The 24,835-nt window shown below is 42.2% G+C and carries 19 protein-coding genes and 1 riboswitch; of the genes, 12 read left to right on the forward strand and 7 right to left on the reverse strand.

The features are described from left to right. Window positions 1-115 precede the first annotated feature (115 nt). From crtI (NSQ52_RS05470) to NSQ52_RS05480, 3 genes are read left to right on the forward strand one after another with little or no spacing between them, the layout of a single operon-like run. Window positions 116-1,633 carry a phytoene desaturase family protein gene (gene crtI, locus NSQ52_RS05470; RefSeq protein WP_058337497.1) on the forward strand — a complete coding sequence of 506 codons (1,518 nt, stop codon included), beginning with the start codon at window positions 116-118 and terminating at the stop codon, window positions 1,631-1,633. Beyond that, window positions 1,630-3,105 carry a phytoene desaturase family protein gene (gene crtI / locus NSQ52_RS05475; RefSeq protein WP_342473984.1) on the forward strand — a complete coding sequence of 492 codons (1,476 nt, stop codon included), beginning with the start codon at window positions 1,630-1,632 and terminating at the stop codon, window positions 3,103-3,105. The genes crtI (NSQ52_RS05470) and crtI (NSQ52_RS05475) overlap by 4 nt, the downstream gene beginning before the upstream one ends. Further along, entirely contained in the window at window positions 3,098-3,937 is an 840-nt protein-coding gene (locus tag NSQ52_RS05480; protein ID WP_178897181.1) for a phytoene/squalene synthase family protein, read from the forward strand. Before crtI (NSQ52_RS05475) ends, NSQ52_RS05480 begins: the two co-directional genes overlap by 8 nt. An 84-nt stretch (window positions 3,938-4,021) precedes the next feature. Here NSQ52_RS05480 and NSQ52_RS05485 read toward each other — a convergent pair whose 3' ends face one another. Beyond that, window positions 4,022-5,398: an MATE family efflux transporter gene (locus NSQ52_RS05485; protein ID WP_019743129.1), complete on the reverse strand. Its 1,377-nt coding sequence runs from the start codon at window positions 5,396-5,398 to the stop codon at window positions 4,022-4,024. A 113-nt stretch (window positions 5,399-5,511) separates the two neighbouring features. Between NSQ52_RS05485 and NSQ52_RS05490 the strand changes: the two genes are divergently transcribed. The 3 genes from NSQ52_RS05490 to NSQ52_RS05500 all read left to right on the forward strand — a co-directional run bounded on the left by NSQ52_RS05490 (window position 5,512) and on the right by NSQ52_RS05500 (window position 7,292). Next, window positions 5,512-6,378 (forward strand): AraC family transcriptional regulator, encoded by an 867-nt coding sequence (locus NSQ52_RS05490; RefSeq protein ID WP_024720034.1) that lies wholly within the window; start codon window positions 5,512-5,514, stop codon window positions 6,376-6,378. Between the two features lie 14 nt (window positions 6,379-6,392). Then, window positions 6,393-6,953, forward strand: a complete 561-nt coding sequence (locus tag NSQ52_RS05495; RefSeq protein WP_024720035.1) for a GNAT family protein — start codon at window positions 6,393-6,395, stop codon at window positions 6,951-6,953. Window positions 6,954-7,016: 63 nt separating this feature from the next. Beyond that, entirely contained in the window at window positions 7,017-7,292 is a 276-nt protein-coding gene (locus tag NSQ52_RS05500; RefSeq protein WP_008348576.1) for a hypothetical protein, read from the forward strand. A 111-nt stretch (window positions 7,293-7,403) separates the two neighbouring features. Here the strand turns inward: NSQ52_RS05500 and NSQ52_RS05505 are convergent, their stop codons facing one another. After that, window positions 7,404-7,940, reverse strand: coding sequence for a serine O-acetyltransferase (locus NSQ52_RS05505; protein ID WP_017360201.1), 537 nt, complete (start codon window positions 7,938-7,940; stop codon window positions 7,404-7,406). Between the two features lie 386 nt (window positions 7,941-8,326). Here NSQ52_RS05505 and NSQ52_RS05510 point away from each other — a divergent pair, with 386 nt between their 5' ends. From NSQ52_RS05510 to NSQ52_RS05535, 6 genes are read left to right on the forward strand one after another with little or no spacing between them, the layout of a single operon-like run. Continuing rightward, entirely contained in the window at window positions 8,327-9,673 is a 1,347-nt protein-coding gene (locus NSQ52_RS05510) for an aspartate aminotransferase family protein (protein ID WP_008348573.1), read from the forward strand. Then, window positions 9,660-11,156, forward strand: coding sequence for an aspartate aminotransferase family protein (locus NSQ52_RS05515; RefSeq protein ID WP_342473985.1), 1,497 nt, complete (start codon window positions 9,660-9,662; stop codon window positions 11,154-11,156). The genes NSQ52_RS05510 and NSQ52_RS05515 overlap by 14 nt, the downstream gene beginning before the upstream one ends. Then, window positions 11,153-12,934: an IucA/IucC family protein gene (locus tag NSQ52_RS05520; protein WP_056407991.1), complete on the forward strand. Its 1,782-nt coding sequence runs from the start codon at window positions 11,153-11,155 to the stop codon at window positions 12,932-12,934. The genes NSQ52_RS05515 and NSQ52_RS05520 overlap by 4 nt, the downstream gene beginning before the upstream one ends. Next, entirely contained in the window at window positions 12,931-13,485 is a 555-nt protein-coding gene (locus NSQ52_RS05525; RefSeq protein WP_342473986.1) for a GNAT family N-acetyltransferase, read from the forward strand. The genes NSQ52_RS05520 and NSQ52_RS05525 overlap by 4 nt, the downstream gene beginning before the upstream one ends. Further along, a complete protein-coding gene (locus NSQ52_RS05530; RefSeq protein ID WP_342473987.1) occupies window positions 13,460-14,809 on the forward strand; it encodes a lysine N(6)-hydroxylase/L-ornithine N(5)-oxygenase family protein in 1,350 nt (449 codons plus the stop codon). The genes NSQ52_RS05525 and NSQ52_RS05530 overlap by 26 nt, the downstream gene beginning before the upstream one ends. A 13-nt stretch (window positions 14,810-14,822) precedes the next feature. Then, on the forward strand, window positions 14,823-16,637 hold the full coding sequence (locus tag NSQ52_RS05535) for an IucA/IucC family siderophore biosynthesis protein (RefSeq protein ID WP_342473988.1): 1,815 nt from the start codon (window positions 14,823-14,825) through the stop codon (window positions 16,635-16,637). 45 nt (window positions 16,638-16,682) lie between these two features. Here the strand turns inward: NSQ52_RS05535 and NSQ52_RS05540 are convergent, their stop codons facing one another. From NSQ52_RS05540 to NSQ52_RS05560, 5 genes are all read right to left on the reverse strand, one after another. After that, the gene (locus tag NSQ52_RS05540) at window positions 16,683-17,540 is read right to left on the reverse strand and encodes a GNAT family N-acetyltransferase (RefSeq protein ID WP_342473989.1); all 858 of its coding nucleotides are present in this window, start codon (window positions 17,538-17,540) and stop codon (window positions 16,683-16,685) included. 97 nt (window positions 17,541-17,637) lie between these two features. After that, window positions 17,638-18,573 (reverse strand): hypothetical protein, encoded by a 936-nt coding sequence (locus NSQ52_RS05545; protein WP_024720042.1) that lies wholly within the window; start codon window positions 18,571-18,573, stop codon window positions 17,638-17,640. Between the two features lie 117 nt (window positions 18,574-18,690). Continuing rightward, window positions 18,691-22,119: a methionine synthase gene (gene metH / locus NSQ52_RS05550; RefSeq protein ID WP_342473990.1), complete on the reverse strand. Its 3,429-nt coding sequence runs from the start codon at window positions 22,117-22,119 to the stop codon at window positions 18,691-18,693. Then, on the reverse strand, window positions 22,103-23,944 hold the full coding sequence (locus NSQ52_RS05555) for a bifunctional homocysteine S-methyltransferase/methylenetetrahydrofolate reductase (protein ID WP_007499079.1): 1,842 nt from the start codon (window positions 23,942-23,944) through the stop codon (window positions 22,103-22,105). Before NSQ52_RS05555 ends, metH begins: the two co-directional genes overlap by 17 nt. A gap of 78 nt (window positions 23,945-24,022) precedes the next feature. Then, a riboswitch (SAM riboswitch) is annotated at window positions 24,023-24,141 on the reverse strand. An 81-nt stretch (window positions 24,142-24,222) separates the two neighbouring features. Beyond that, entirely contained in the window at window positions 24,223-24,714 is a 492-nt protein-coding gene (locus NSQ52_RS05560; protein ID WP_024720044.1) for a YajQ family cyclic di-GMP-binding protein, read from the reverse strand. Between the last annotated feature and the right edge of the window lie 121 nt (window positions 24,715-24,835).

Consider the following 24,835-nt stretch of genomic DNA (forward strand, 5'->3'; position numbering starts at 1 on the left):
GAAGTCGGCTTTTTTGATACATAACATGAGACTTTTAGAGCACATCAAAAGTTGATCTAACCGCTTCAATTTGTATAATTAACTTAAAGTGAATTAATTTGGAGGAAAAAGGATAATGAAAATCATTGTGATCGGAGCAGGACCAGGGGGACTTGCAGCAGCTATGATGTTGCAAAGCAAAGGACATGATGTTCATATATATGAAAAACAGTCCTTTGTTGGCGGACGTAACTCTAAGTTTCAACTTGGTGATTTCACGTTTGATACAGGTCCTACTTTTCTCAGTATGATTCATATTGCAGAGGAACTATTCACCTTTGCCGGTAAAAATCTCTATGATTATATAGATGTGATTGAATTAAAAGAAATGTATAGATTAATCTTTCAAGATGAGAAGCTTGATATGATTCGAGATCGAGACGAAATGTACAAACGTCTAGAAGCCTTTGCACCTGGTGAGGGCGAGGGGTATGTACGTTTTATGAATGATACAAAACGAAAAATGGACCGCCTAACGCCGATTCTACAAAGTAAAATGGATCGTTTCCATCATTATTTGCGTCCAAAAGTCATCAAAGCACTTCCTCAGCTCTCATTAAATAAAAGCTTATATGATGTGCTGTCGGATTATTTCTCAAATGAATCGGTGAAATATGCCTTTACATTCCAATCAAAATATTTAGGGATGTCACCTTGGGAATGCCCAGGAGCGTTCTCAATTCTTTCCTTTATGGAGCATGACACAGGCGTTTATCATCCGAAAGGCGGAGTGAATCAGCTGTCAGAAGCGATGGCAAAGGCAGCTGTTGAATCTGGGGCTACCCTTCATCTATCAACTGGAGTTGACAAGTTGCTGACGGAAGGCAGGAAAGTGAAGGGCATTCGCTTAGAAACTGGTGAAGAAATACAGGCAGATGAGGTGGTCGTAAATGGTGATTTTGCACACGTGATGACAAAGCTTGTAGAGCCGGGTCTTTTAAAGAAATATAGCGAGAAGAAACTGAAAAAGAAAAAATTCTCATGTTCCACCTTTATGCTGTACCTAGGTTTAGATACGATATATGATGAGCCACATCATACCATCGTTTTTTCCGATGACTATGCGAAGTTCGTCAAAGAAATTACGACAACCTTTGAGCTGCCGGATGACCCGTCCATTTATATTCAAAATGCAAGTGTGACAGATGATTCGCTTGCGCCAAAAGGCAAGTCCGCTCTTTATGTGTTAGCACCCGTTGCCAATAATCAAAGCGGTATTGACTGGGAAGCGCATCAAGAAGAATTTAGAGAGCTTTTGCTGGATACGCTGGAGCGGAAAACAGGCTTTAAGAATATCAGGCAGCATATTGAAGTCGAGCGGATGATCACGCCTAAGCACTGGGAAGAAGAGATGTACGTGTATGAAGGAGCTACATTTAATCTTGGTCACCAGTTGACGCAGATGATGGTACTCAGGCCGCATAATGAATTTGATGAGTTGAAACACTGCTGGCTCGTTGGTGGAGGAACCCACCCGGGCAGCGGATTGCCAACCATTTTAGAATCAGCGCGTATTACGACAAATGCGATTCTGTCAAAAGAGAAACATACGCACAAAAGAGTGCCACATCAAGAAAAGGGGAGCGCCTCATGAAAAAACATATATTGATTGCTGGCGGCGGTATTGGCGGAATGATCTCAGCCCTCTATTTAAAAAAAGCTGGACATGATGTCACCCTTGTTGAAAAAAATGAACGGCTCGGCGGGAGACTTGCTTTTGTACGTGAGAAAGGATATAAAGTAGATGAAGGTCCGACCATTGTCCTACTTCCTGATATGTTAAAAGGCATTTTACATGACGTAGGCATTGATGAAACATCTCTTGATCTCTTGCAGCTCGATCCGCTGTATACGATCCACTATCAAGATGGAACCTCCTATACGAAATACTCTGATACACTGCGACAACTAGAAGAAATCAAACGTGTATTTCCAAAGGAAGAACAGGGATATTTAACATTTATGCAAGAAATGACGGATCGGTTTCAAGAAGGGCAGGAAGCTTTTCTAGAAAAATCATTTCATGAAAAACGAACCTTTTTTACAAAAGCGAACATGAAGATTTTAATGAAATTAAAAGCATATCGAACCGTTCAAAGTTCTCTCAAAAGATATTTTTCAGATGAGCGCCTCCGAGATGCATATGCACTTCAAACCCTCTATGTCGGAGGAAATCCGTATGAAGCATCTGCCATTTATTCGCTTGTTTCATATAGTGAGCACGCACACGGAATTTACTATTTAAAAGGCGGATATGCGAGTTTAGTAGATATATTGGAGAGACAGCTCTTAAAGACGGGTGTACACATAAGAAAAAGTGAAGAAGTCGCACAATTTGAGTTTGAGGGGAAACGTGTGGTCAAGGCAAAAATAAATGATGAGCACATAGCAGCTGATGCATTTGTGATGAACGGAGATTATCCAGCGGCGTTAAAACAGCTTGGTTTAGGTGAACAAGACCGGCGTAAATACGTTCCATCCTCCGGCTGCGTGATGGTGTATCTAGGGTTAAACAAAGTATACGATGAAGCACCTGTTCATCAATTTTTCATTGGAGAACACTTTGATCAGCATATGAGAGAGGTGTTCCAAACGAAAACGATACCTCAAGATCCATCATTTTATACATTTAATCCATCGACCATCGATCCATCCCTTGCCCCAGAAGGCAGCAGTGTCCTATATATGCTCATTCCTGTTCCATCAGGAGATCACATCAATTGGGAACAAGAGACAGACTTTGTGGATAAAATGGTGGAGCGTCTTGAGAAAAGAGGCTTTCCACAGCTGCGAGAGGCGGTTGTCTGGCAAAAGGTGAGAACACCGAATGATTCAATGCGAGAAGGATTGTTTGAAGGCGGCAGCTTTGGACTCGCTCCTAATTTGTTTCAATCAGGTGTGTTTCGCCCGCAAGTAAAGGTTGCAGATGTAGACAATCTATATGCGGTAGGTGCTTCCATCCATCCCGGCGGCGGGGTACCGATCGTGATGCAAAGTGCAAAGCTCATGGCTTCTGTACTGCTTAAAGAGCTGAACAACAGAAAGGAAGTGAAGCTAAGTGGTTGATGTGCAAACAGCATTGAAAATATGTGAAGAGACCATTCAAACCCATTCAAAAACGTTTTATCGTGCCTTTTCCATGCTGCCTAAAAAGAAAAGACAGGCTGTTTGGGCCGTATATTCTTTTTGTAGGAGAGCGGATGACATTGTAGATGAGTCTCCTTCACCAAAGGAAGAACTGGCGTCTTTTCAGGAGGCATTTGAATGTTTCTTGCAAGGAGAAGTAGATCGTGATGATCCAATGTGGGTGGCGCTGGAGTATACATTTCAACAGTTTCGTATGGATGAATCCCCATTCCGTGACCTGCTGCGAGGACAGGAGATGGATTTAGAGCAACATCGATATGAAACGTTAGATGAACTGCTCATCTATTCCTATCATGTCGCAAGTACAGTTGGATTAATGCTGCTTCCGATCATTGCACCGCGTAAAAAAGAACAGCTAAAAGAAGCTGCGATTTCCCTTGGGATTGGCATGCAGTTGACCAATATTCTTCGAGATATTGGTGAGGATAAGGCGGAAAGGAACCGCATTTATTTGCCAAAACAAGTCATGGATCAATTTGGGTATACAGAGCAAGAATTACAAGAAGGGATCGTCAATCAAGCCTTCCAGCATGTATGGGAATATATTGCTTTTGAGGCAGAGGCGTACTATGAGGAATTTTTTGACCATCTCCATGAATTCCCACTTTATTCAAGGATACCAGTGAAAGCAGCTGCTCACTTTTATAAGGCTATTTTAGATAAAACTAGAGAAAACGAATACCGCGTCTTTACGAAGCGGTCATATATTTCAACACAAGAAAAAGCACTTATTTTAGAAGATATTACGTAATGAAAAGAAGACAAAGGGTAAAATAGAGTTCGTTCGTTTTAGCCCCTTGTCAACAATCTGAAAGGACTGCACCCGCAGTCCTTTTTATGTGGAAGTAAACCGGTACTCCGTCCATACCCTTGAACGCCACCGCCTATACATGAAGATACCTCTTACCCATTCATCCACGATAAAAGAAATCCAAACCCCGATAAGGCCCATCTCAAGTTGAATGCCTAATAAATAAGCGATCGGAAGGCCGATGCCCCACATTGAAATCATCGCCATATAGACTGGAAACTTCGCGTCACCAGCTGCCCGCAAGGAGTTGATGATGACCATATTAAAAGAACGTCCAGGCTCTAAAATAATTGTCAATATGAGGAGGAGACTCGCTATTTGAATGATCTCACTGTTGCTAGTGAAAAAAGTAAGTAAATGCGTCGATGATAAAGATAAAGCAGTAGAAGAAAGAAGTGAGATGGCAATGGCCCAGTATAAGCTTTTCATGCATCTTCGATAGGCCGCATCAAATTCTTTCGCCCCGATCAGGCGCCCAATTAAGATTTGCGTTCCTTGGCTAATGGCGGCACCAAATAACATAATGAACATCATCAAATTCTGGGTATAGACTTTTGCTGCCAGTGCTTGGGTGCCCATAAATGTGATAAACAGCGTAATAATCATTTGAGAGCCATTATAAGAAAGTTGTTCTCCAGCAGAAGGAATGCCGATTTTTAGCAGTTTTTTTAAATGCGTTCGCTGGATGTAAAACATTCGCTTGAATGAAAACCGCAATCCAATGCGGTGTCGAACAATGAGAATCATGGCTGTAAGACCGATCAACCGTGCAAATGATGTGGAAAGAGCGACACCCATGACACCTAATACAGGGAAGCCAAATGGTCCGAAGATGACCAAATAATTACCAGCAACGTTTAACAGGTTCATACCGATGGTGACATACATCGTATCTCTCGTGAATCCATAGCTTTTTAAAATAGCACTATATGTCATAATGAGCGCCTGAATAAAAGAAAGCAGGCCGACAATCTGTAAAAAGACGGTTGCATCTGGCATGAGCTCGCTTGATAATCCCATCATATGCAGGATGGGCACAGCTAACACAAACATAAGAAGACTGATCACAAAGCTAATGAGGAAGTTGGTGCCTAGTGAAACATAGGCAACTTGGGTCGCTTCCTGCTTGCGGCTCGCTCCTAAAAGCTGCGCAATGACAATCGTCGTCCCAGTCGTAATGAAGCTGAACATCACAATCAATAGATTTAATAGCTGATTGCTTACCCCTACTGCGGCAACACTATTGTCAGAATATTGGCTGAGCATCAGTGTATCTGCGCTCCCCATCAGCATATATAAAGAGATTTCGATAAAAATAGGCCAAGTTAATGCAAATAATGAAGGGTGGGATTTTTCACTTTTGGCTTGAACCTTTTGTATTGTCAGTGCTTGTGGTTTCATCACATCGCCTTCTTTCGTATAAATCCGATTTATAGTGTACCTTGCATCGACTATAATAAGAAGAGATGAAACCGAAACTTATTGGAGAAATCCGACTTCATAAGGGGATGAATATGGGTCCGTTTATTACATTTACTGTACCGCCATTTCCAGTCTATATTGCTTCAGGCAAAGGTGTATTCCATCGAGGAGAACGACATATCTCCAGAATTTTCACCGTATTTGATCTTCTTTATGTCACGAAAGGTGAACTATGGATCACAGAAGACGAGGTGCCTCATCACGTAAAAGAGGGAGAATATATCATCTTATCACCGGGACTTGCCCATGGTGGACATCTGCCATGCAAAGAAGAAACACTTTATGAGTGGCTGCATTTTTCAATTGATTCATTTGAGTTTACAGATCGGCCGAGAGAACACTGGTTTGACATGAAGCAAAATCAAGCCACTTTTGAAAAAGCAGCAAGCTATGAATTTCGTCTGCCCCGAAAAGGAAAAGTGAAAGGGGGAAGCGTGCTACAGAAGCATCTTTCAGCGATGCACGCTTTAAATGATGATGCGTCTGAACTTCAGCTCAAAAAGCAGCTTCAATTTGAGGAAATGCTCATTCATTTACAAAAAGAAGCATTTCATATTCCAAGTGCAAAGGAGACTGTCGCTTCAGAAGTGGTTCACTATCTTGAACGTCATTTTACGCAAAAATTACAGATGGAGAAGCTGGCAGAGATTCTTCATTATCATCCTGATTACATGACAAGGTGCATGCAGACCGTGTACGGACTGACGCCGAGCCAGTACATCAATCGACTCAAAATTGAAAAAGCCAAAAGCCTGCTTGCTTCAACGAATGAAAAAATAGCTCTTATTGCAGAACATGTAGGCATTGAAGACCCTACTTATTTTTCAAAGCTGTTTCGGCAAAATGAAGGCATGACGCCTATCGAGTATCGTCATCTTGCTAAAAGAACGACAAAGTAAAGGAACGTGAACAGATGAAAGGGAAAAAAGAAGAGATTGTGAGCATACGTCCATTAGACGAAACCGATTTAGAAGTGGTATGGCATTTAAGGTTTAAAGCACCAGACCAGGCCTATCGAAAGTGGAATGCACCGTATTTTATTGAACATGACATATCGCTTGCTGCATTTAAAAAACGCTATTTACAGGATGATTCTGTCCTGCCAAAACTATTTGGCATTGATGTCGGAGGTGAATTAAAGGGCACAGTTTCTTATTATTGGGAGAATGAACGCACACGCTGGCTGGAGTGTGGGATTCTTATTTATGACTCACGTTTTTGGAATGGGGGCGTTGGAACAAAGGCATTGCGTCTATGGATCGATGAACTCTTTTCACACATTGATATCCCACGCATCGGTCTGACCACCTGGTCTGGAAATGAACGCATGATGCGTTGCGCAGAGAAATGCGGGTTTATCCTTGAGGGAAGACTGCGTAAGGTACGTTACTATCAAGGGGAGTATTATGATTCGATGCGGTATGGGATGCTGAGAGAAGAATGGCAAAGCCTTCCGCACCATTCATTTGAATAGTTGTTTTTAAGATTAGGAAAAAAGTATAGTAAGATTAAATAAATTGAAAAAGAAGGGTGGCGGATGAATGTGAAATGGATTACAGGTTGGTTTGTATCCATCTTAGTCGCAATCTACCTATTCGTCGATGCACCAAAACACGGGAAAAATAAATGGTTATGGGCCATCTTAGGCCTTTTACTCGGGCTCTTCACACTTGGAATATATCTCATTCAAACAGGAAGAAAAGGGTTGGGCTGGACAGTACTGATTGTGTCCATTCTCATCTATGCGATTGCCATCCTCGTCTTTGTCTTGTACTTTCTCATGCTGGTCTTCGGGTACTCCAACGCAAATTAGAGAGTACGGCTGTCATAGGATAAATGGTGATGGGGCTCGGGCAGGATAATCCTCATGTTTAACCATCTTATTTTATCTCATGTGGTTCACTGCTTTGGTCAAGTAAGTCCTTCATAAAGAAGGGCTTTTTTCTTTTATTTTCTGAGCAGGGACACCTGCAATGACAATCCGCTCTTCATGAAAGGAGCGATTCACTACTGCATTTGCTCCGATGGAAATATGATTCGCAATATAAATATTTCCAAACAGTTTAGCGCCAGGGCCGATCCATACATGATCTCCGATGACGGGCACATCTTTTTCATGATGGTTTTGACCGATATTTACGCCTTGATGAATATCACAAAACGCGCCGATTTTGGCATGCTTGTTCACAATCAACAGCCCAGTATGGTTGATTCTGAGCCCAGGTCCAAATACACCAATTGGGATATCAAAGCCAAGCTGCATGCCTTTCTTTTTATGTAAGTAACGATAAAACCATTTGCGTAACGTAGCACCGCTATTCGTATAGTACTCATATTTTCGTAAATATCTTTGATATTTCCAAATATCATCCCCAAGCCACTTTGGTCTTTTTCGATTGATGGCAAGTGCTTTCTGATCTTGTGCCAAGTAGTGGTGAAGGTCATGCTTCGTTAAAATCATCAGATCTCCCTCGATTCCCTTTCGTTTCAGAGAAATTATACCATCATAACCATTTATATCAAGATAAAATAACGTTCATTTTTTGTTTTACTACATTCATTTCATTCTGCCGTCCCGTATCAAACAAGGGAGCTACAACGAATAGAGCAAAAGAACCAGGAAAATTGATTTGTAATTTTTTTCAATATTTTTCATACTCAAACGTTACATCGCCTTATGGCTGTAGATGTTTGTAAAAAATACACGAAATTACTCGTTAAAAAGAGAATATAGCATTCATATGCTTTTAGAATCATCTTTTTGAATACAATTGACTTTCGTATCTTACATCCTCTAGGCTAGTAAATGAAAATGATAATCTTTATCAATTGGAGGAGTGTTTTATTATGTCCATCAAAACCGTTTCTAAAAATCAGCAATTTTTAGAGCAACAAAGTCAAAGAGAATCTAATGCAAGGTCTTACCCGAGACGGTTCCCATTAGCCATGCAAAAAGCCGAAGGTATGATCGTGACAGATGCAGATGGTAGAGAATTTTATGACTGCCTAGCAGGTGCAGGAACCCTTGCCCTTGGTCACAATCACCCGGTTGTTATAGATGCTATTGAACGTATGCTTCATGAAAAAAGACCGTTGCATACGCTGGACATCACTTCAGAGATTAAAGAAGAATTTGTGAATGAGATTTTTTCTCACTTGCCAGAAGAGTTTGCAAAAAGAGCGAAAATTCAATTTTGTGGACCAACTGGTGGTGATGCTATAGAAGCAGCAATTAAATTAGTCAAGACAGCGACGGGAAATCGTTCCATTCTATCATTCCACGGAGCATATCATGGTGCTACACATGGCACGATGTCATTAAGCGGCAACTTATCGCCAAAGGAAAAAGTACAAGGATTAATGCCAGATGTTCACTTCCTGCCTTATCCATATGAATACCGCTGCCCATTTGGAATTGGCGGTAAAGACTCACATCGCATTTCAAGCTCTTATATTGAGCGTGTATTAAATGACCCTGAGAGTGGAATTCTCCCGCCAGCAGGCATGATCTTTGAAGCGGTGCAAGGGGAGGGCGGCTCCATCCCGGCATCAATTGAATGGATACAAGAAATGAGACGAATCACAAAAGAAAAAGGAATTCCACTTATTATTGATGAGGTTCAATCAGGCATCGGCCGAACTGGTAAGATGTTTGCCTTTGAACATGCTGGTATTGTGCCAGATGTCATTGTGTTATCAAAAGCAATTGGGGGAAGCCTTCCACTATCCGTTGTGATTTATGACAAAGACTTAGATCAATGGAATCCAGGTGCACACATTGGCACGTTTAGAGGAAATCAAATGGCGATGGCAGCTGGAACTGCTACGCTTAAATTTATAAAAGAAACCAATCTGCTTGATCATGTAGAAGCGCTTGGTCAGCGTATGCAGGCCAATCTAAAAGACATTCAAAAACAAGTGCCTGCTCTCGGTGATGTGCGAGGAAGAGGATTAATGATTGGTGTTGAAGTTGTGAATCCAGATGAGAAACAGGATGTGGACGGCAGTTATCCAGCAAATCCAGAGCTAGCCAGTCTCATTCAAAAGAATTGTTTTGATAAAGGCTTAATTGTGGAGACAGGAGGCCGTTTTGGAAGTGTGATTCGATTCTTACCGCCTTTGATCATGACAGAAGAACAGCTTGAAAAAGTCATCACGATTTTTAAAGAGGCAGTTTACGATGCAGTCAACTAAACCATCTGTCGATTCATTATTTATTCAACAAAGCCAGCTTGGGAGGGAGTCCTTCCAAGCGGCTCTCTACACATCCATCGACAGCTTACTGGCAGAGTGGCAAACAAGCAGAGGACCGTATAGCGGAATATTGCCTGGGAAATTAGCGGCTCATGTCGAATCGTTATTCCAGATTCAACCGGCTGGTGAATCCATTGAGTCTGTTTTTCAAGATATAAAAAATCATCTTTTACCACATTTAGTTGATGTGTCACACCCTAAATGCTTGGCACATTTGCATTGCCCACCTCTTATCCCTGCTCTGGCAGCAGAGGTGATCGTAAGTTCCTTTAACCAATCAATGGATTCCTTTGATCAAAGCGGCATTGCATCTTTGGTTGAGGAGGAAATCCTCAAGTGGTTAGGTGAAAAGTTTTCTTATGGAGAACGAGCAGATGGGACCTTTACGAGCGGTGGAACCCAATCTAACTACATGGGACTGCTTTTAGCAAGAGATGCATTTTGCGAAAATACTTGGCAATGGAACGTACAGCAGAAAGGGTTGCCGAGCGAGGCAAACCGTATGCGGATTCTTTGCTCCAAGAATGCCCACTTCACTGTGAAAAAATCAGCATCTCAGCTAGGTTTAGGTGAACAGGCTGTTGTGTTAGTTGAGACGGACGAACATCACCGAATGGACCTGCATGATTTGCAGAAGAAGCTTATGGAGCTTAAAGAGCAGGATTTGCTTCCATTTGCAGTCGTGGCGACTTGCGGGACAACTGATTTTGGCAGTATTGATCCTGTACGTGACATATATGACATGGTGAAGCCTTTCGGTTTGTGGATTCATGCAGATGCTGCCTATGGAGGGGCGCTTGTATTAAGCAAAACCTTCCAAGGAAAATTAGATGGCATCGAGCTGGCTGATTCGATCACGATTGACTTTCATAAGCAATTTTATCAGCCGATCTCCTGCGGGGCATTTTTACTAAAGGATAAAAGACATTTTGGTTTGATTGATTACCACGCAGATTATCTCAATCCAAAGGAAGATGAACTGGAAGGCATTCTGCATCTCGTGAATAAATCTGTTCAGACGACGCGCCGGTTTGATGCGCTAAAACTCCTTCTCTCTCTGCGTATGATTGGAGAAGAAGGGTTTGCAAGTATCATTGACCATACCATCCATTTTGCGAAAGATGTGGCTACGTTGATTGAGAAAAATGAGCATCTTGAGGTGATCAATCCTGATCCTGAAATCAATGCAGTCGTGTTTCGTTTTATAGATGATCAACAAGCAGAGGACATCAATAAAATCATTCATCGCACACTTTTCCAAACAGGAACGGCTGTCGTAGCAAAAACAGTAGCCGATGGTCAAACTTGCTTAAAATTCACTTTGTTAAATCCGAGAACGACTATTACACATATTGAGGAAATCCTTTCTGACATTGTTGATATCGGGATCGCTCATATTCAATCCGGGAGGGTACTACGTTGAGTCAATATAAACAAATGGCTGAAAATGCAACTATGCAAAGCTTTTTAAACTGTTTTTTACGTGAAACAGGAATTGATCGATCTGCAAAGAAAGAGACAAAAGCAGACGGCTCACTTGTATTTGTAGCGGCATTAGCAAAACAAGATCTTGAGCTTGTCATTCCGATTCGATATTTTTCGCCTGTAGGCCGTCATCTCTTTGATTTTCCCGTTCGCTTTCGCCCGCAAGGCAGTGAGCAACAGGGAACGATCATCGATTACACCACACTTGTTGCTTTATGTTCAAAGGAACTTCTCATTGAATATGGCCGCACAGATGCAGAGGATGAGTTCATGCTTCGCATCATTTTAAGCTGCCGGAATATTGAACGATTTATCAGAGAGAGAGAAAGTGATCGAGCGGCTCTTTCTTCAGCTGATTTTGAATATATTGAAGCGGAGCAGTCACTTCTTCTTGGGCATTTAACGCATCCTACACCAAAAAGCAGACAAGGAATGACAGAAGAGGAGGAAGCTATTTATTCTCCTGAGTTGAAAGGCTCTTTCCAGCTTCATTACTTTAAAGCACATCCGTCAATTGTGCTTCAGGATTCTTCTCTTTCACAATCTGCGGCAAGTCTCATGTTTGAGGAGCTCATGCGCCAGATGCCAGAAGAAAAAGAGAGACTGACGACGTTAACAGAAGGCGGTGAATATGTCCTGATTCCGATTCATCCGCTACAAGTCCAAGTGGTCATGGAGAAAGCGTTCGTCAAGCGTTATATAGAGGACGGGATGCTGACGTATTTAGGGCCGCTAGGATCTGAATACACAGCGACATCTTCCTTTAGAACGGTCTATCAAAAAGACTCTGCGTACATGCTTAAATTCTCTGTCCCTGTAAAGATCACAAACTCTTTACGCGTTAACAAACAAAAGGAACTTGATCGTGGAGTTGAGATGTCTCGTATCTTAAAAACAGAATTAGGCGTTTCTTTATATGACAAATTCTCTGGATTCCGTGTGATTGAAGATCCTGCGTATCTATCTATTCAAGGGGATGAGGCGGAATCTGGCTTTGAAGTCGTCATTCGTCAAAATCCATTTTTGCATCATGAAAAAGGGGCAAGCTTAATTGCAGGGCTATGTCAGGATCATGCATATGGAGAAAAATCACGCCTTTCAGGCATTATCCATGAATTAGCAGACGCTGAAGGCAGATCAACAGAAGATGTCAGCCGTGATTGGTTCACACAATATTTATCGATTGCGTTAGAGCCGATGCTTTGGCTGTTTGAAACGTATGGACTTGCCCTTGAAGCCCATCAGCAAAATGCTGTCGTACAGCTAAAGAATGGATATCCGCACACATTCTATTATCGTGACAACCAAGGCTACTATTATAGCGAATCGAAAAAGGATCAGCTTGCGAAGCTTGTTCAAAACTTAAGCGTCAGAAGTGAAACCATTTGTGCAGACGATGTAGCGGTTGAGAGACTGCGTTACTATTTCTTCTTTAATCATTTGTTTGGTCTTGTGAATGGTTTTGGTACAGAGGGGCTTGCAAAAGAAGAAGATTTATTAGCCCTGATTAGAGACACACTGCTTGCGCATGAAGAGACATATGGTGCATCTGAGCTGACGAACAGTCTTCTTCGGTCACAGGAGCTGCCTTCAAAAGCGAACTTACTCACGCGGTTTGAAGATATGGATGAGCTGACCGGTTCTTTAGAAACTCAATCCAGGTACACGTCTGTGTTGAATCCGCTCTTTTTACATAAGGAGGCGCTGATTGGATGAGGCATCGAATTGGGTTCATTCGCGCTGAATATGAACGGGACGTCCAGCTTGTCCACAAGTGGATGCAAGAAGAGTATGTCCACCCATTTTGGCATTTGAATATTCCATTTCCTGCTTTTGAAAAGCACTTTTATCAGGCCATTCATGATCCGCATCAAACCCTTTATTTAGGAACCATTGATGGCATGCCGATGAGCTATTTTGAAGCATACAATGTGAAAGGGGATATCATTGAATCGTACTATCAGCCTTCTCCGCATGATCAAGGCATTCACCTGTTAATTGGAGAGCCAGATTATGTAGGGAAAGGATTTGCGGCTCCGCTGCTTCAAGCCATGACAGCATTTCAGTTTGAGCAGAACAAACGAACAGAAAAAATCGTGGCTGAGCCAGATATTCGGAACGAAAAAATGATTCATGTCTTTGAAAAGTGTGGATTCGAACGAGTGAAACCAGTTACTTTACCAGATAAAACAGGTCTTTTGATGTTTTGTCATCGAGATCGATTTGAAAGGAAGTATAACCATGACGCGGTTCAACAAGCAAAATAATGTAGTGGATGTCATTGGGATTGGCATTGGACCATTTAACCTAGGGCTTGCTGCATTATCTGAAGAAGTAGACGAAATTGACGCTTTGTTTTTTGAAAGAAGTGAAGCGTTCCACTGGCATCCAGGTATGCTCATTGAAGGGACAACACTTCAAGTCCCCTTTTTAGCGGATCTTGTCAGTATGGCAGATGTGAAAAGCAAATATAGCTTTCTCAACTATTTGCAGGAACAAAACCGTTTGTATTCATTTTACTTTCTAGAAAACTTCCATATCCCGCGCAAGGAATATAGCCATTATTGCCGCTGGGTCGCGGATCAATTAAATTCTTGCCGTTTTGGCATGAATGTCGAATCTGTCTCCATCGTTGAAAAAGCTGGAGAAAAACGATATGAAGTGCATGTCCGTCATGTGAAAGATCAAACGGTAGAGGTGTTTGAAAGTAAGCATCTTGTTTTAGGTATCGGTACACAGCCTGCGGTACCAGCATCTCTTCAGCCAGCTTTAGGGGATCGGGTGTTTCATTCTGCTGATTACTTGAAACGAAAGAAAGAAGGCTGTTTTAAAGGAAAATCCGTGACGGTCATCGGTTCTGGTCAAAGTGCAGCAGAAGTATTCTATGACATTTTATCAGACGATGAGGCGAAGGATATTCATTGGTTTACACGCTCTAAAGGGTTTTTCCCAATGGAATATTCAAATTTGGGTCTTGAGTATTTCTCTCCAGACTATATTGATTTCTTTTATGAGCTTCCGCAGCCTAAAAAAGATGCGCTATTAAAGCAGCAAGATTTGCTGTATAAAGGCATCAGTTCAGCGATGATCCGAGATATTTATCACTTGCTTTATGAACGTTCTGCTTGCGGAGAGCAGCTGAACACCGTGCTGCAGGCGATGACGGAAGTCAATTTGATTGAGGAAACGAGGGACGGCTTATCGCTTTCATGCAATCAATGGGTCAAAGAGGAATCCTTTACGCATGAGACAGACATTGTCGTCTTGGCAACGGGCTATCAATCTGTATTACCGCCATTTATTGATCCGATTTCCCATCATATTCAGTGGGATCATCAAGGACGCTTCCAGGTTGAACGTGAATATCGATTGAAAACAGACACATTAAGTGAGAATGATATTTTTGTACAAAATGCAGAGCTTCATACACATGGAGTAGGCGCACCAGATTTAGGGCTAGGGGCGTACCGAAACAGTGTCATTATCAATGAACTGGCTCGTCGACCTGTGTATCCACTTTATCAAAAGCATGTTTTCCAGACATTCGGTACACATAAACACGCAAATACATTTGAAGAAATCAAAGGGTAAGGAGGATGAACCGATGAGTGTACAAGATGAATTGAAAAAAGCGGTCAATCCTGCTGCTTGGAAAAAAGCAAACCAGCGAATGGTGGCAAAAATGCTGTCCGAATATATGTATGAGGATATGCTTCATCCCGTTCAGCTAAATCATCAGGATGGCATCGCCCAATATGAATTAATCATTCACGAACAGAAGAAATATCGTTATCTCGCAAAACCTCGTTTGTTTGATAGTTTTGATACGATTGCTGAATCGATCGAGTGCTGTCAAGACGGAACATGGACAAAGGATGTTAGTGCCATTGTGTTTTTACTAGACATTCAGCCAATCATCCCAATGTCTTCTGAAACAACTGGTCATCTGATCAAAGAGCTTCACCATACCTTGTTAGCGGATGTTCATTTGCTGTCGAAAAAAGCACTTCGTGCAGATGAGCTAACAGATACAGATTATGCATGGATTGAGGGCGAGATGACTGGTCATCCGTGGATCGTCTATAACAAAGGGCGTATTGGATTCAGCTACGATGATTACTTAGCCTATGCACCTGAAAGGCAGGAATGTGTGCAGCTGTCTTGGATTGCTGTTCACCGAGAACTTGCGACTTTCCATGCGGTCGATCATGAGAACTATGAGCACATCATTGCCAAAGAATTAGACGAAGTCACGATTCGTCAATTCCAACGTGTGTTAAAGGATGAAGGGCTGAATGCGGCTGATTATTATATGATGCCTGTTCATAAATGGCAGTGGACGCATATGATCATCCAGCATTTCCCTGAAGATTTAGCCATGCGCCGTATTGTGTATTTAGGAGAAGGGCTGGATCAATATATTCCACAGCAATCGATCAGAACCTTTACAAACATCTCAAATAAAGGCAAGCATCATATTAAACTGCCAATGAGTATTTTAAATACGCTAGTGTACCGGGGGCTCCCATCAGAACGTACGGTGATTGCACCTCGTATTACAGCACATATTAAAGGAATCGCCGATCAAGACGCCTTTTTATCCGATGTATGCCGCGTGATTTTACCGGGTGAGAATGCGAGTATCAATGTTGATCATCCTTATTACAGCAAGCTACCTGGTGCGCCATATCAATACCTTGAAATGCTTGGGGTCATTTTTAGAGAAAGCATTTATACGTATTTAGATGAAGGGGAGAGCCCTGTTACGTTGGCGGCACTGACGTATGAAGATCATGAAGGCGAGCCTTATCTGAAGCAGCTCATTGAAAAATCGGGTCTGTCAGCAAAAGAATGGATGGCGTCATTCTTCCACGTTGTCATGCCGCCGCTTCTGCACTTTATGTATCAATATGGCACGGTGTTTTCACCGCACGGACAAAATACAATTCTTGTATTAAAAGATCACAAGCCGCATCGTTTGGCGATCAAAGATTTTGTTGATGATGTGAACATTAGTGATCAACCGCTGCCTGAATTGGCTTCATTAGAAGAAGAACTAAAGGAAGTGCTGCGTAGTGAGCCGCCTGAGGGTCTTGTACAATTTATTTTTACGGGTCTGTTTATTTGCAATCTTCGTTACGTGTCAAACGTGTTAGACAATCACAATCTGTTAGATGAAACGACGCTTTGGCGCTTGCTTGCAGAAGAAATTCAGCAGTATCAAAAGCAATTTCCACAGCTAAAAGATCGTTTTGCTTTATTTGATCTATTCCAGCCTCAGCTGACAAAGCTTTGCTTAAACCGTAATCGCATGATTGATTACGGCTATGGAGATGGAGATGACCGGCCGCATGCATCAGAGCATGGCAAGGTCACAAATGCACTCGCTCAAGTTCTCTCATCCGTAGGCGAAAAATAAAAAAGAAAAGCTGTAGACAACATCTGTCTACAGCTTTTTGATTTTTTAAGAAAATGCTTGTGAGGCCAGGAAATAGAGAAGCGCCGGATCGTTCTGCTTTTCGTTCCCGCGAATCATCATAAAATGTGCGACGTTTGTTTTCGTAAATCCTGCTTCTACAAGTGATGCATGCAGGCGTTCAGTTGTTTCTTCCTGCATATCTAAACGAAAGGCGCCAGAATAAGACGTGAGAAGTGATTGAATGAGTGATAGCGCCGTTTGTTCATCGTTTGCTGCAAGCGGGCCAATCATCAGATTAGCTGGTGTTTCCACACCAAAAGCGAAGCCGGTGATTTCGTGGTGTTCATCCTTTGCGATCAGTTTAAATGCTGCTCGCTCCATTCGCTTTATTAAGAAGTTTGATCGATTGGTCCCTGCGCCTTTTTCATCCAGCCTTTCAATAGACGGGAGGTGCGTTTGATCAGCGGGAAAAAGATGAATCTGATGTGACGGGTGAAGGGCACTAGGATTTGTTTTTTGTGCTTTGTATGTATGAATATAACCGGCTGTCTGAAAGCCGATTTTTTCATAAACTGGGCGTCCTTGTACAGTAGCAGTTAAAACGACAGGGACACTTGGATCACTATGACGAAGCAGTGTGTCAATCATTTGACGGGCAAGACCGAGGCCTCGATGTGTCTCAGATACAATCACCGCCCCAATTGATGCCACACTGTCATACTGAAAAAGTCCAGCGCATGAAATGACTTGTCCGTCAGTTGTTGTAAAACCGGTAAAATGTCCATTTGTTAAAAGAGATGTGAGCTCTTCCGCATTGTAATCAGGCCAGTCGACCTCTTTTGACAATGCGACAAGGTCTGGTATGTCATCAAGGGTTAAAGTTCGTTGTATAACGTTTGGCAATACACGCAACTCCTTCTTAGCTGATTTCACTATATGTATCGTACCATAAGAACGCATAAGAAAAAGGAAAAGGGGATACCTTTTCCTTTTGTATAGTTTAATAATTGAGGTCACGGTTGTATTCATATTCAAAGGTGAGCTGTAAGTTTTTAATTGAGACAACGCCTACTTTGATTAGCCGTCCACCGATCAATTGAGGAACCTCGGTTGCATTAAAAGAAACAAAAAAGCGGTCTTTAGCTGGCACTTGACTTGTTTTATAAGAAGAGATGTCAACTTTTTGACCGTTCCAAGGTACGTTCACTGTTCCGCCTTTTAAGGAAGAGACGGTGAATACATAATTATATGCATTTGTACTGCCTTTTTCAGCTTCTAATGACAGGCCAGTGACAACGGCATCCTGCGGCAAGCTGCTTAAATCAAAAGAAGAATTGGGAGATCCGGCTTCATTGAAACTATTCAATGTGGCAGGTGATCCATATCGTTTGGTTGTGGCTTTTTCAATACTTTTATCAAAGACAATACGATACATGTTGTCCTCTTCATTTAATAATTGCTTTGGTTTGACGGCTAAATAGTAGTCAGTGCTTGCGGCAATTTTTGGCATATGGATGATTTCATTTTGGTTGTTTGTCCGCACAGAGGAAGACACGAGTGACCCGCTCTGATTGTAAAGATAAAGATCAAAATCATTTCCAGCTTTCACATTGACGAGTTTGATAGAAAAGCGGCCATCTGCTCCATCAAATTTAGAGCTGGTGAACCGGTAAAAATCAATGTCATTCATAGAAGAGATACTACCTTCGTGATATAAATAGGTCTTGTTTAGATGAAGAGAGTGCTGTAAGAATTGAGCTTTTTCCATCGTATCATTGTTTGCATAATCACTGTCTGGATACAGATGCTCCAATTCTTCTGTATAATATGTTGTTTGTTTCGTAGAAGTTTCACTCGCTTGAGCAGGTGATTGGAAAAGAGGGCTAGCGATAAAGAGGCCTGTAAGCAATAAAACCCCGATCTTCTTTTTGAACATGACAAACATCTCCTTTTAAGTAAATGACTTTCATTTATAATATCGGTAAATAAACGTAATTTTTCATATTTATTCCATTTTTATTTATAAAAAGAACCTCCCATTCAGGAGGTTTTTTTAGTGAACGTTAAAATATCGAGCTTCAGGATGAGAAACGACAATGGCTGAAACGGATGCTTCGGGCTCCATCATAAACCCTTCTGTGAGATGAATCCCGATTTTTTCTGGCTGCAGCAGGTGGAATAGTTTTTCTTGGTCTTCTAGATTAGGGCACGCTGGATAGCCAAAGGAATAGCGCTGACCTTGATATTTGGCTTGGAACCGTTTCTCCATCGTGAAATCGACTGGGTCTGGGAATCCCCATTTATCACGAATTACTTGATGCGTTCGTTCAGCCAATCCTTCTGCAAGCTCAAGTGCTAAAGCTTGGACCGCATGCATTTTCAAATAGTCACCCTCTTGTTTAAATTGCTGCGCAACCTCTCGTATGCGGGCGCCAGCCGTCACTGCAAATAAGGCGATATAATCTTTATCGTTCTCTCCGCTTTTCCGCACATAATCAGAAATAGACCGGTACGGAAGTTTTTCCTGTCTTGGAAATTGGAATGTCTCAATGACGCGGTCAGGCGCTTTTGGATCATAGATATGCAGGTCATTCCCATTTGAATTGGCAGGGAAGAATTGATAGACGAATGCAGGTGCAAACCAGTTTTTCTCTCTGCCTTCTTGAAGAAGATCTGTGATCAGCTGTTTTAACTCCAATGCTTTTGGATGCTGTTCAGCCAAGAGCTTTTTGACCTTTCCTTTTAAACCGAGATGATGGCCGATCAGCATTTGCTCATTGACATAGGGCATTATGTGGTGCAAATCAATATCCCGTACATAATGGCGTTTCGTATTTTCTGGCGTGAAAATGGCTGCCTCCGGAAGTGTCGCGCGTTTTTCTAGTAATTCAATCACGGCTTTTGGCTGCGTTGTTTCTTTTTCCTTATGGAGTGTTTCTTGATCCTCTAAGGGTTTTGTTTGAAATTGAAGAGGGTTCGCTCTTAATTCATTCGCTAAAGACAGGCCGTCCATTGCATCTTTGGCGTAAAGGACGGGGCCATCATATTGAGGCGAAATTTTCATCTTCGTAAACTTCCGGGAAAGCGCCGCGCCGCCCACCAAAATGGGAACAGAGATGTTTGCTTTTTGTAAATCTTGAGCGGTCAAGACCATTTGCTGTGCTGATTTGACAAGTAAACCTGATAATCCAATCATATCTGGCTTTTCTTTTTGCACCGCTTCAATCAATGTTTGTGGGGTTACTTTGATTCCGAGATCGACGACGTGAAAGCCATTATTGCTCAAAATGATGTCGACCAGGTTTTTCCCTATATCATGGACATCGCCTTTGACGGTGGCGAGGAGAATCTTCCCTTTGCCGCTTGCGTCCTTTTTCTCCATAAATTGCTCAAGGTATGAAACAGATGCTTTCATGACCTCAGCGGATTGGAGGACTTCAGCTACAATCAATTCGTTTTGATTAAAAAGGCGCCCAACCTCTGACATTCCCTGCATTAATGGTCCATTGATGACATGAAGAGGTGATTCAAATTTCTCCAAAGCAAGGGCCAAATCATCAATCAGGCCTTCTTTGGTCCCTTCGACGACATAGAGTGCCAGCCTTTCATCAAGTGATAAGGAGATCTTTGGTTTCTTCTCTGTTTTCTTTTTCCCGCGATAAAATTGGGTAAACTCAGCAAGGGTTTGATCATTTGTTTCATAAAGTAAAGTTTCAGCCAGCTTGATTTCTTCCTTTGGAATTGAAGCGAAGCGTTCAAGCTTTTCAGTATTCACGATCGCATAATCAAGCCCTGCTTTTACGCAGTGATACAAATAAACGGCATTCAATATTTCTCTGCCAACTGGCGGGAGTCCGAAAGACACGTTACTAATGCCTAAAATGGTGAGACATTCAGGCAGTGCTGCTTTGATTCGCTCAATGCCTTTAATCGTCTCTTCAGCAGCACCAATATACTGTTCGTCTCCAGTACCTACTGGAAAGACAAGCGGGTCAAAAATGATATCACTCGCAGGGATTCCATATTTTTTCGTGAGCAGGTCATGGGATCTTACGGCAATCTCAAGTTTTCGATCTGCAGTGACGGCCATCCCTGTTTCATCGATTGTTCCCACAACAAGTGCGCCGCCATATAGCTTGACAAGCGGAAGAATCTCTTCAAAGCGCTCTTCTCCATCCTCTAAATTAATAGAATTGATAATGGCTTTTCCTTGAGAATACATGAGTGCTTTTTCGATGACATGTTTATCGGTTGAATCAATGACAAAAGGAGCTTTCACTTTTTTCATGGCTTCTTTTAAAAAGCCTTCCATGTCTGCTATCTCATCACGATCAGGGTCTGCTAGACACACATCAATGACGTGAGCGCCATTTTTCACTTGAGCACGGGCAATTTCTGCCGCCTCTTCAAACTTTTGTTCTGCAATGAGCCGTTTGAATTTGCGTGAACCAATGACATTTGTGCGCTCACCAACAAAGAGGGGGCGCATCGCTTCTTCATAAATGAGGGGCTCGATGCCTGATACGGTATGCGGTGATGACTCATGCGTCATGCTGCGGGGCTGAAGCGAACGTACTTCATCTGATAATGCCTGAATATGTGCAGGCGTTGTACCGCAGCAGCCGCCGACGATATTTAACCAGCCTTCTTTTGCAAAAGCGGCAATTTTTTTAGCAAGCGAAGTAGGGGATTCGTGATATTGCCCTTCTTCATCAGGGAGACCAGCGTTTGGATAGCAACTGACAGCCGACTTTGAGATGGAGGAGAGTGTACGGATATGGTCTGTCATAAATTCTGGACCAGTTGCACAGTTTAGTCCGACGCTGATTGGTTTCATATGCTCAAGTGAGATATAAAAGGCTTCAATATCTTGACCGGCAAGGGTGGTGCCCATTGGTTCAATCGTCCCTGACACCATCAGTGGTAGCTCAATACCGGTTGCTTGAAAGGCTTCTTGAATACCTTTAAATCCAGCTTTGACATTCAGCATGTCTTGACTCGTTTCTAAAAGAAGAGCATCACATTTCCCATCAATCAGGGCGCGGGCTTGTTCTTCGTAATTTGCAACGAGCTCTTCAAACGTTGTGCCGCCTGTTACGGATAATGTTTTTGTAGTGGGTCCCATTGCGCCTACAACAAAGCGGGGCCAGTCTGGTGTCGACAAACGGTCTGCTTCACGCTTTGCCAGCTGAGCTGCTTTTACGTTCAATTCATAGGCGAGATGGCCAAGTCCATATTCATCGAGAACGAGCTTCGTCGCGCCGAATGTATTTGTTTCGATTAAATCTGCACTTGCTTCAAGATATTGCCGGTGAATCGTGGAGATAATATGAGGGGCTGTGACGTTCAAATATTCGTTACAGCCCTCATACTCTTCTCCGCCAAAATCCACTGCTGTGAGATCGGCGTTTTGAATCATTGTGCCCATTGCACCGTCAAGGACGAGGATGCGTTTTTTGAGCTGTTCAGTGATAGTTGGCATGGATGTTTGGCTCCTTTTCTTTCTGATGGATGTAAGTTGTCAGTTCTGCTGTTAAATCTGATCGAAGGAAAGGGGTAATTAAATAGATACCATTAAACAATTCGCAGGCTGTATCTAATAAAGAGCGGGCAATCGCTAACCCTTCTGTCCGCTGCTTTTCTTTATCTTCGCCTGCCTTGGCCATAATCTCACGAATCGAGTCAGACAATTTAATGCCGGGAATTTCATGATGAATAAACTCAGCATTTCGGCTGCTTGTTAGCGGCATAATACCAATGTAAATCGGTTTATCCAAATGTCGGCTTTCTTCATGAATCTTCACAAGCTGTTCTTCAGAATAAACAGGCTGTGAGATAAAGTAATCGGCACCGTATTCGATTTTCTTCTCGAGGCGTTTGACCGCTTTATCAATATGACGGACATTTGGATTAAACGCACCAGCCACTGAAAAATTGGTCTTTTTCCCGAGCGGCTTCCCAGAGAAAGATAGTCCCTCGTTAAATTGTTTGATCAGACGGATCAAATCAAAGGAGGTTAAATCATACACAGATGTCGCACCTGGGAAGTCTCCAATTTTAGACGGATCGCCTGTGATGGCTAAAATATCGGTTAGTCCAAGCGTGTCTAGCCCCATTAAATGAGATTGTAGTCCAATCAAATTGCGATCACGACATGTGATATGGACAAGTGAACGCATATCAAGCTGCTGTTTTAATAAAGCGCCGCATGCCACATTGCTAATACGCGGGGTAGCTAGAGAGTTATCGGCCAGTGTGAGGGCATCAATGCCTGCACTTTTTAATTCGTTCGCTGCGACGAGGAATTTTTCAAAGTTCAGCTTCTTCGGCGGGTCCAGCTCGACGATAATCGAACGTTTTTTCACAGCAAGCTCGTCAAGACCTGGTTCTGTCCGTTGATCTTGGATGGAAATGATTTCTTCTTTTAATACTTTCACTTCTTTTTCGGTGATAGGTGCTAAATCTTTGACCGCCTCAGCCATGGCGCTTATATGCTGAGGGGTTGTTCCGCAGCAGCCTCCAATGATTCGTGCGCCCTGATTTCTAAACTCAAGTGCACTTTTTCGGAAATAATCATTATCTGTATCATAGACGAGTCTGCCTTCTTCAAGGGAGGGAAGACTGCTGTTTGGATAGACAGATAAATGGGAATTTTCCAAAAGCGGAACGCCTTCAAGTGCCTGAATCATATGATAAGGGCCTAATCGGCAGTTAATGCCGACGACATCAGCGCCAAGTGAGGATAATTCAGATAAACCGTCTTTTAGCGGTGTACCGTCCTGTAATACACCTTGCTCATGCATGGAGACGTTCATGACAATCGGAAGCGCAGTTTCTTTGCGAGCAATCTCAAGAACGGCTTTTGCTTCTTCAATATCGTAATACGTTTCAAGCAGTAACCCATCAGGCTCTTCATTTAAAAGGATATAGAGCTGTTCTCTAAAGCTCCGTTTAATCTCGTCTAAAGAGTAGGCATTTTTGTTAAATGTTCGAATGCCGCCGATCGTTCCGAGGACATAAGCTGAGCCAGCGGCTGCTTTGGCAATTTGTACAGCTTTTGTGTTAATGCGTTTTGTTTCTTCCTCTAAACCGTAGCGGGATAGTTTAATATAATTCGCACCGTATGTGTTCGTTTGAATAATGTCCGCTCCAGCTTGCACATATGCTTCGTGCACTCTTTTGACTTCATCTTCTTTCGATAAATTTAATTCTTCAAAGCAGCGGTCAATGCCATAAGAGTATAAAAGTGTTCCCATTGCTCCATCAGCAATCAGTACGCGATTTTGTAAGTCTTGTAATAGGCCCATTGGTTTCCTCCTTATTTCTATGTAACAAAAAAAGCCTTCTGATAAGAAGAAGACTTTTTGGCTGTATTGAAATTCTTCTCCTTATCTTCCAAGCAGTTGCTTGCTGGATTTAGCACCTTGGTCATAGAAAATAGATTTCTACTACACCGGTTGCTGAGGCTTCACAGGGCCAGTCCCTCTGCCTCTCTTGATAAGAAAGCGATATGAACATGTCAATGAATTGAACTTCCATCAACTGTATCGAAAAAATCGGAAATAATCAATGGAAAATTTGAAATTTATCGAAAATTTATAAATTGGACGTCAATCGGTAAATCTGCCTTGCGCATGAGCGCCATCACTTCTTGTAAATCATCTTTATTTTTTCCTGTCACACGCACTTGGTCATCCTGAAATTGCGACTTTACTTTTAAACCAGATTGTTTGATCAAGGCATTGATCTTTTTGGCATTGTCCTTATCAATCCCGCTAATCAGCTTTGCACGCTGGCGAACGGTTCCACCTAGGGCATGTTCTGTTTTTCCATAGTCAATGTTTTTAGTCGGTACGTTTCGTTTAATCAGTTTTGTCACAAGGACATCCTTTAGCTGCTCCAGCTTGAAGTCATCATCAGAAATGAGAACGAGTTCTTCTTTTTCTAGTGAAATATCACTTTTACTTCCTTTAAAATCATAACGGTTTTTAATTTCTTTCAGTGCTGCTTGAATGGCGTTTTGCACCTCTGGCAGCTCCACCTTCGATACAATATCAAATGAACTTTCTTTTGCCATCACATATGACCTCCAACTATAGATATTGCGTCTATTTTATCATGCCCATAGGGGAAGAAGAAACTTTATCGAAGAGAGTTCAGATGTATGCGGTATAATTCAAGTGCAGTTTGTCCACTTT

Source organism: Bacillus sp. FSL W8-1141 (genome assembly GCF_038593205.1).
In the GTDB taxonomy this organism is placed as follows: domain Bacteria; phylum Bacillota; class Bacilli; order Bacillales; family Bacillaceae; genus Bacillus; species Bacillus altitudinis.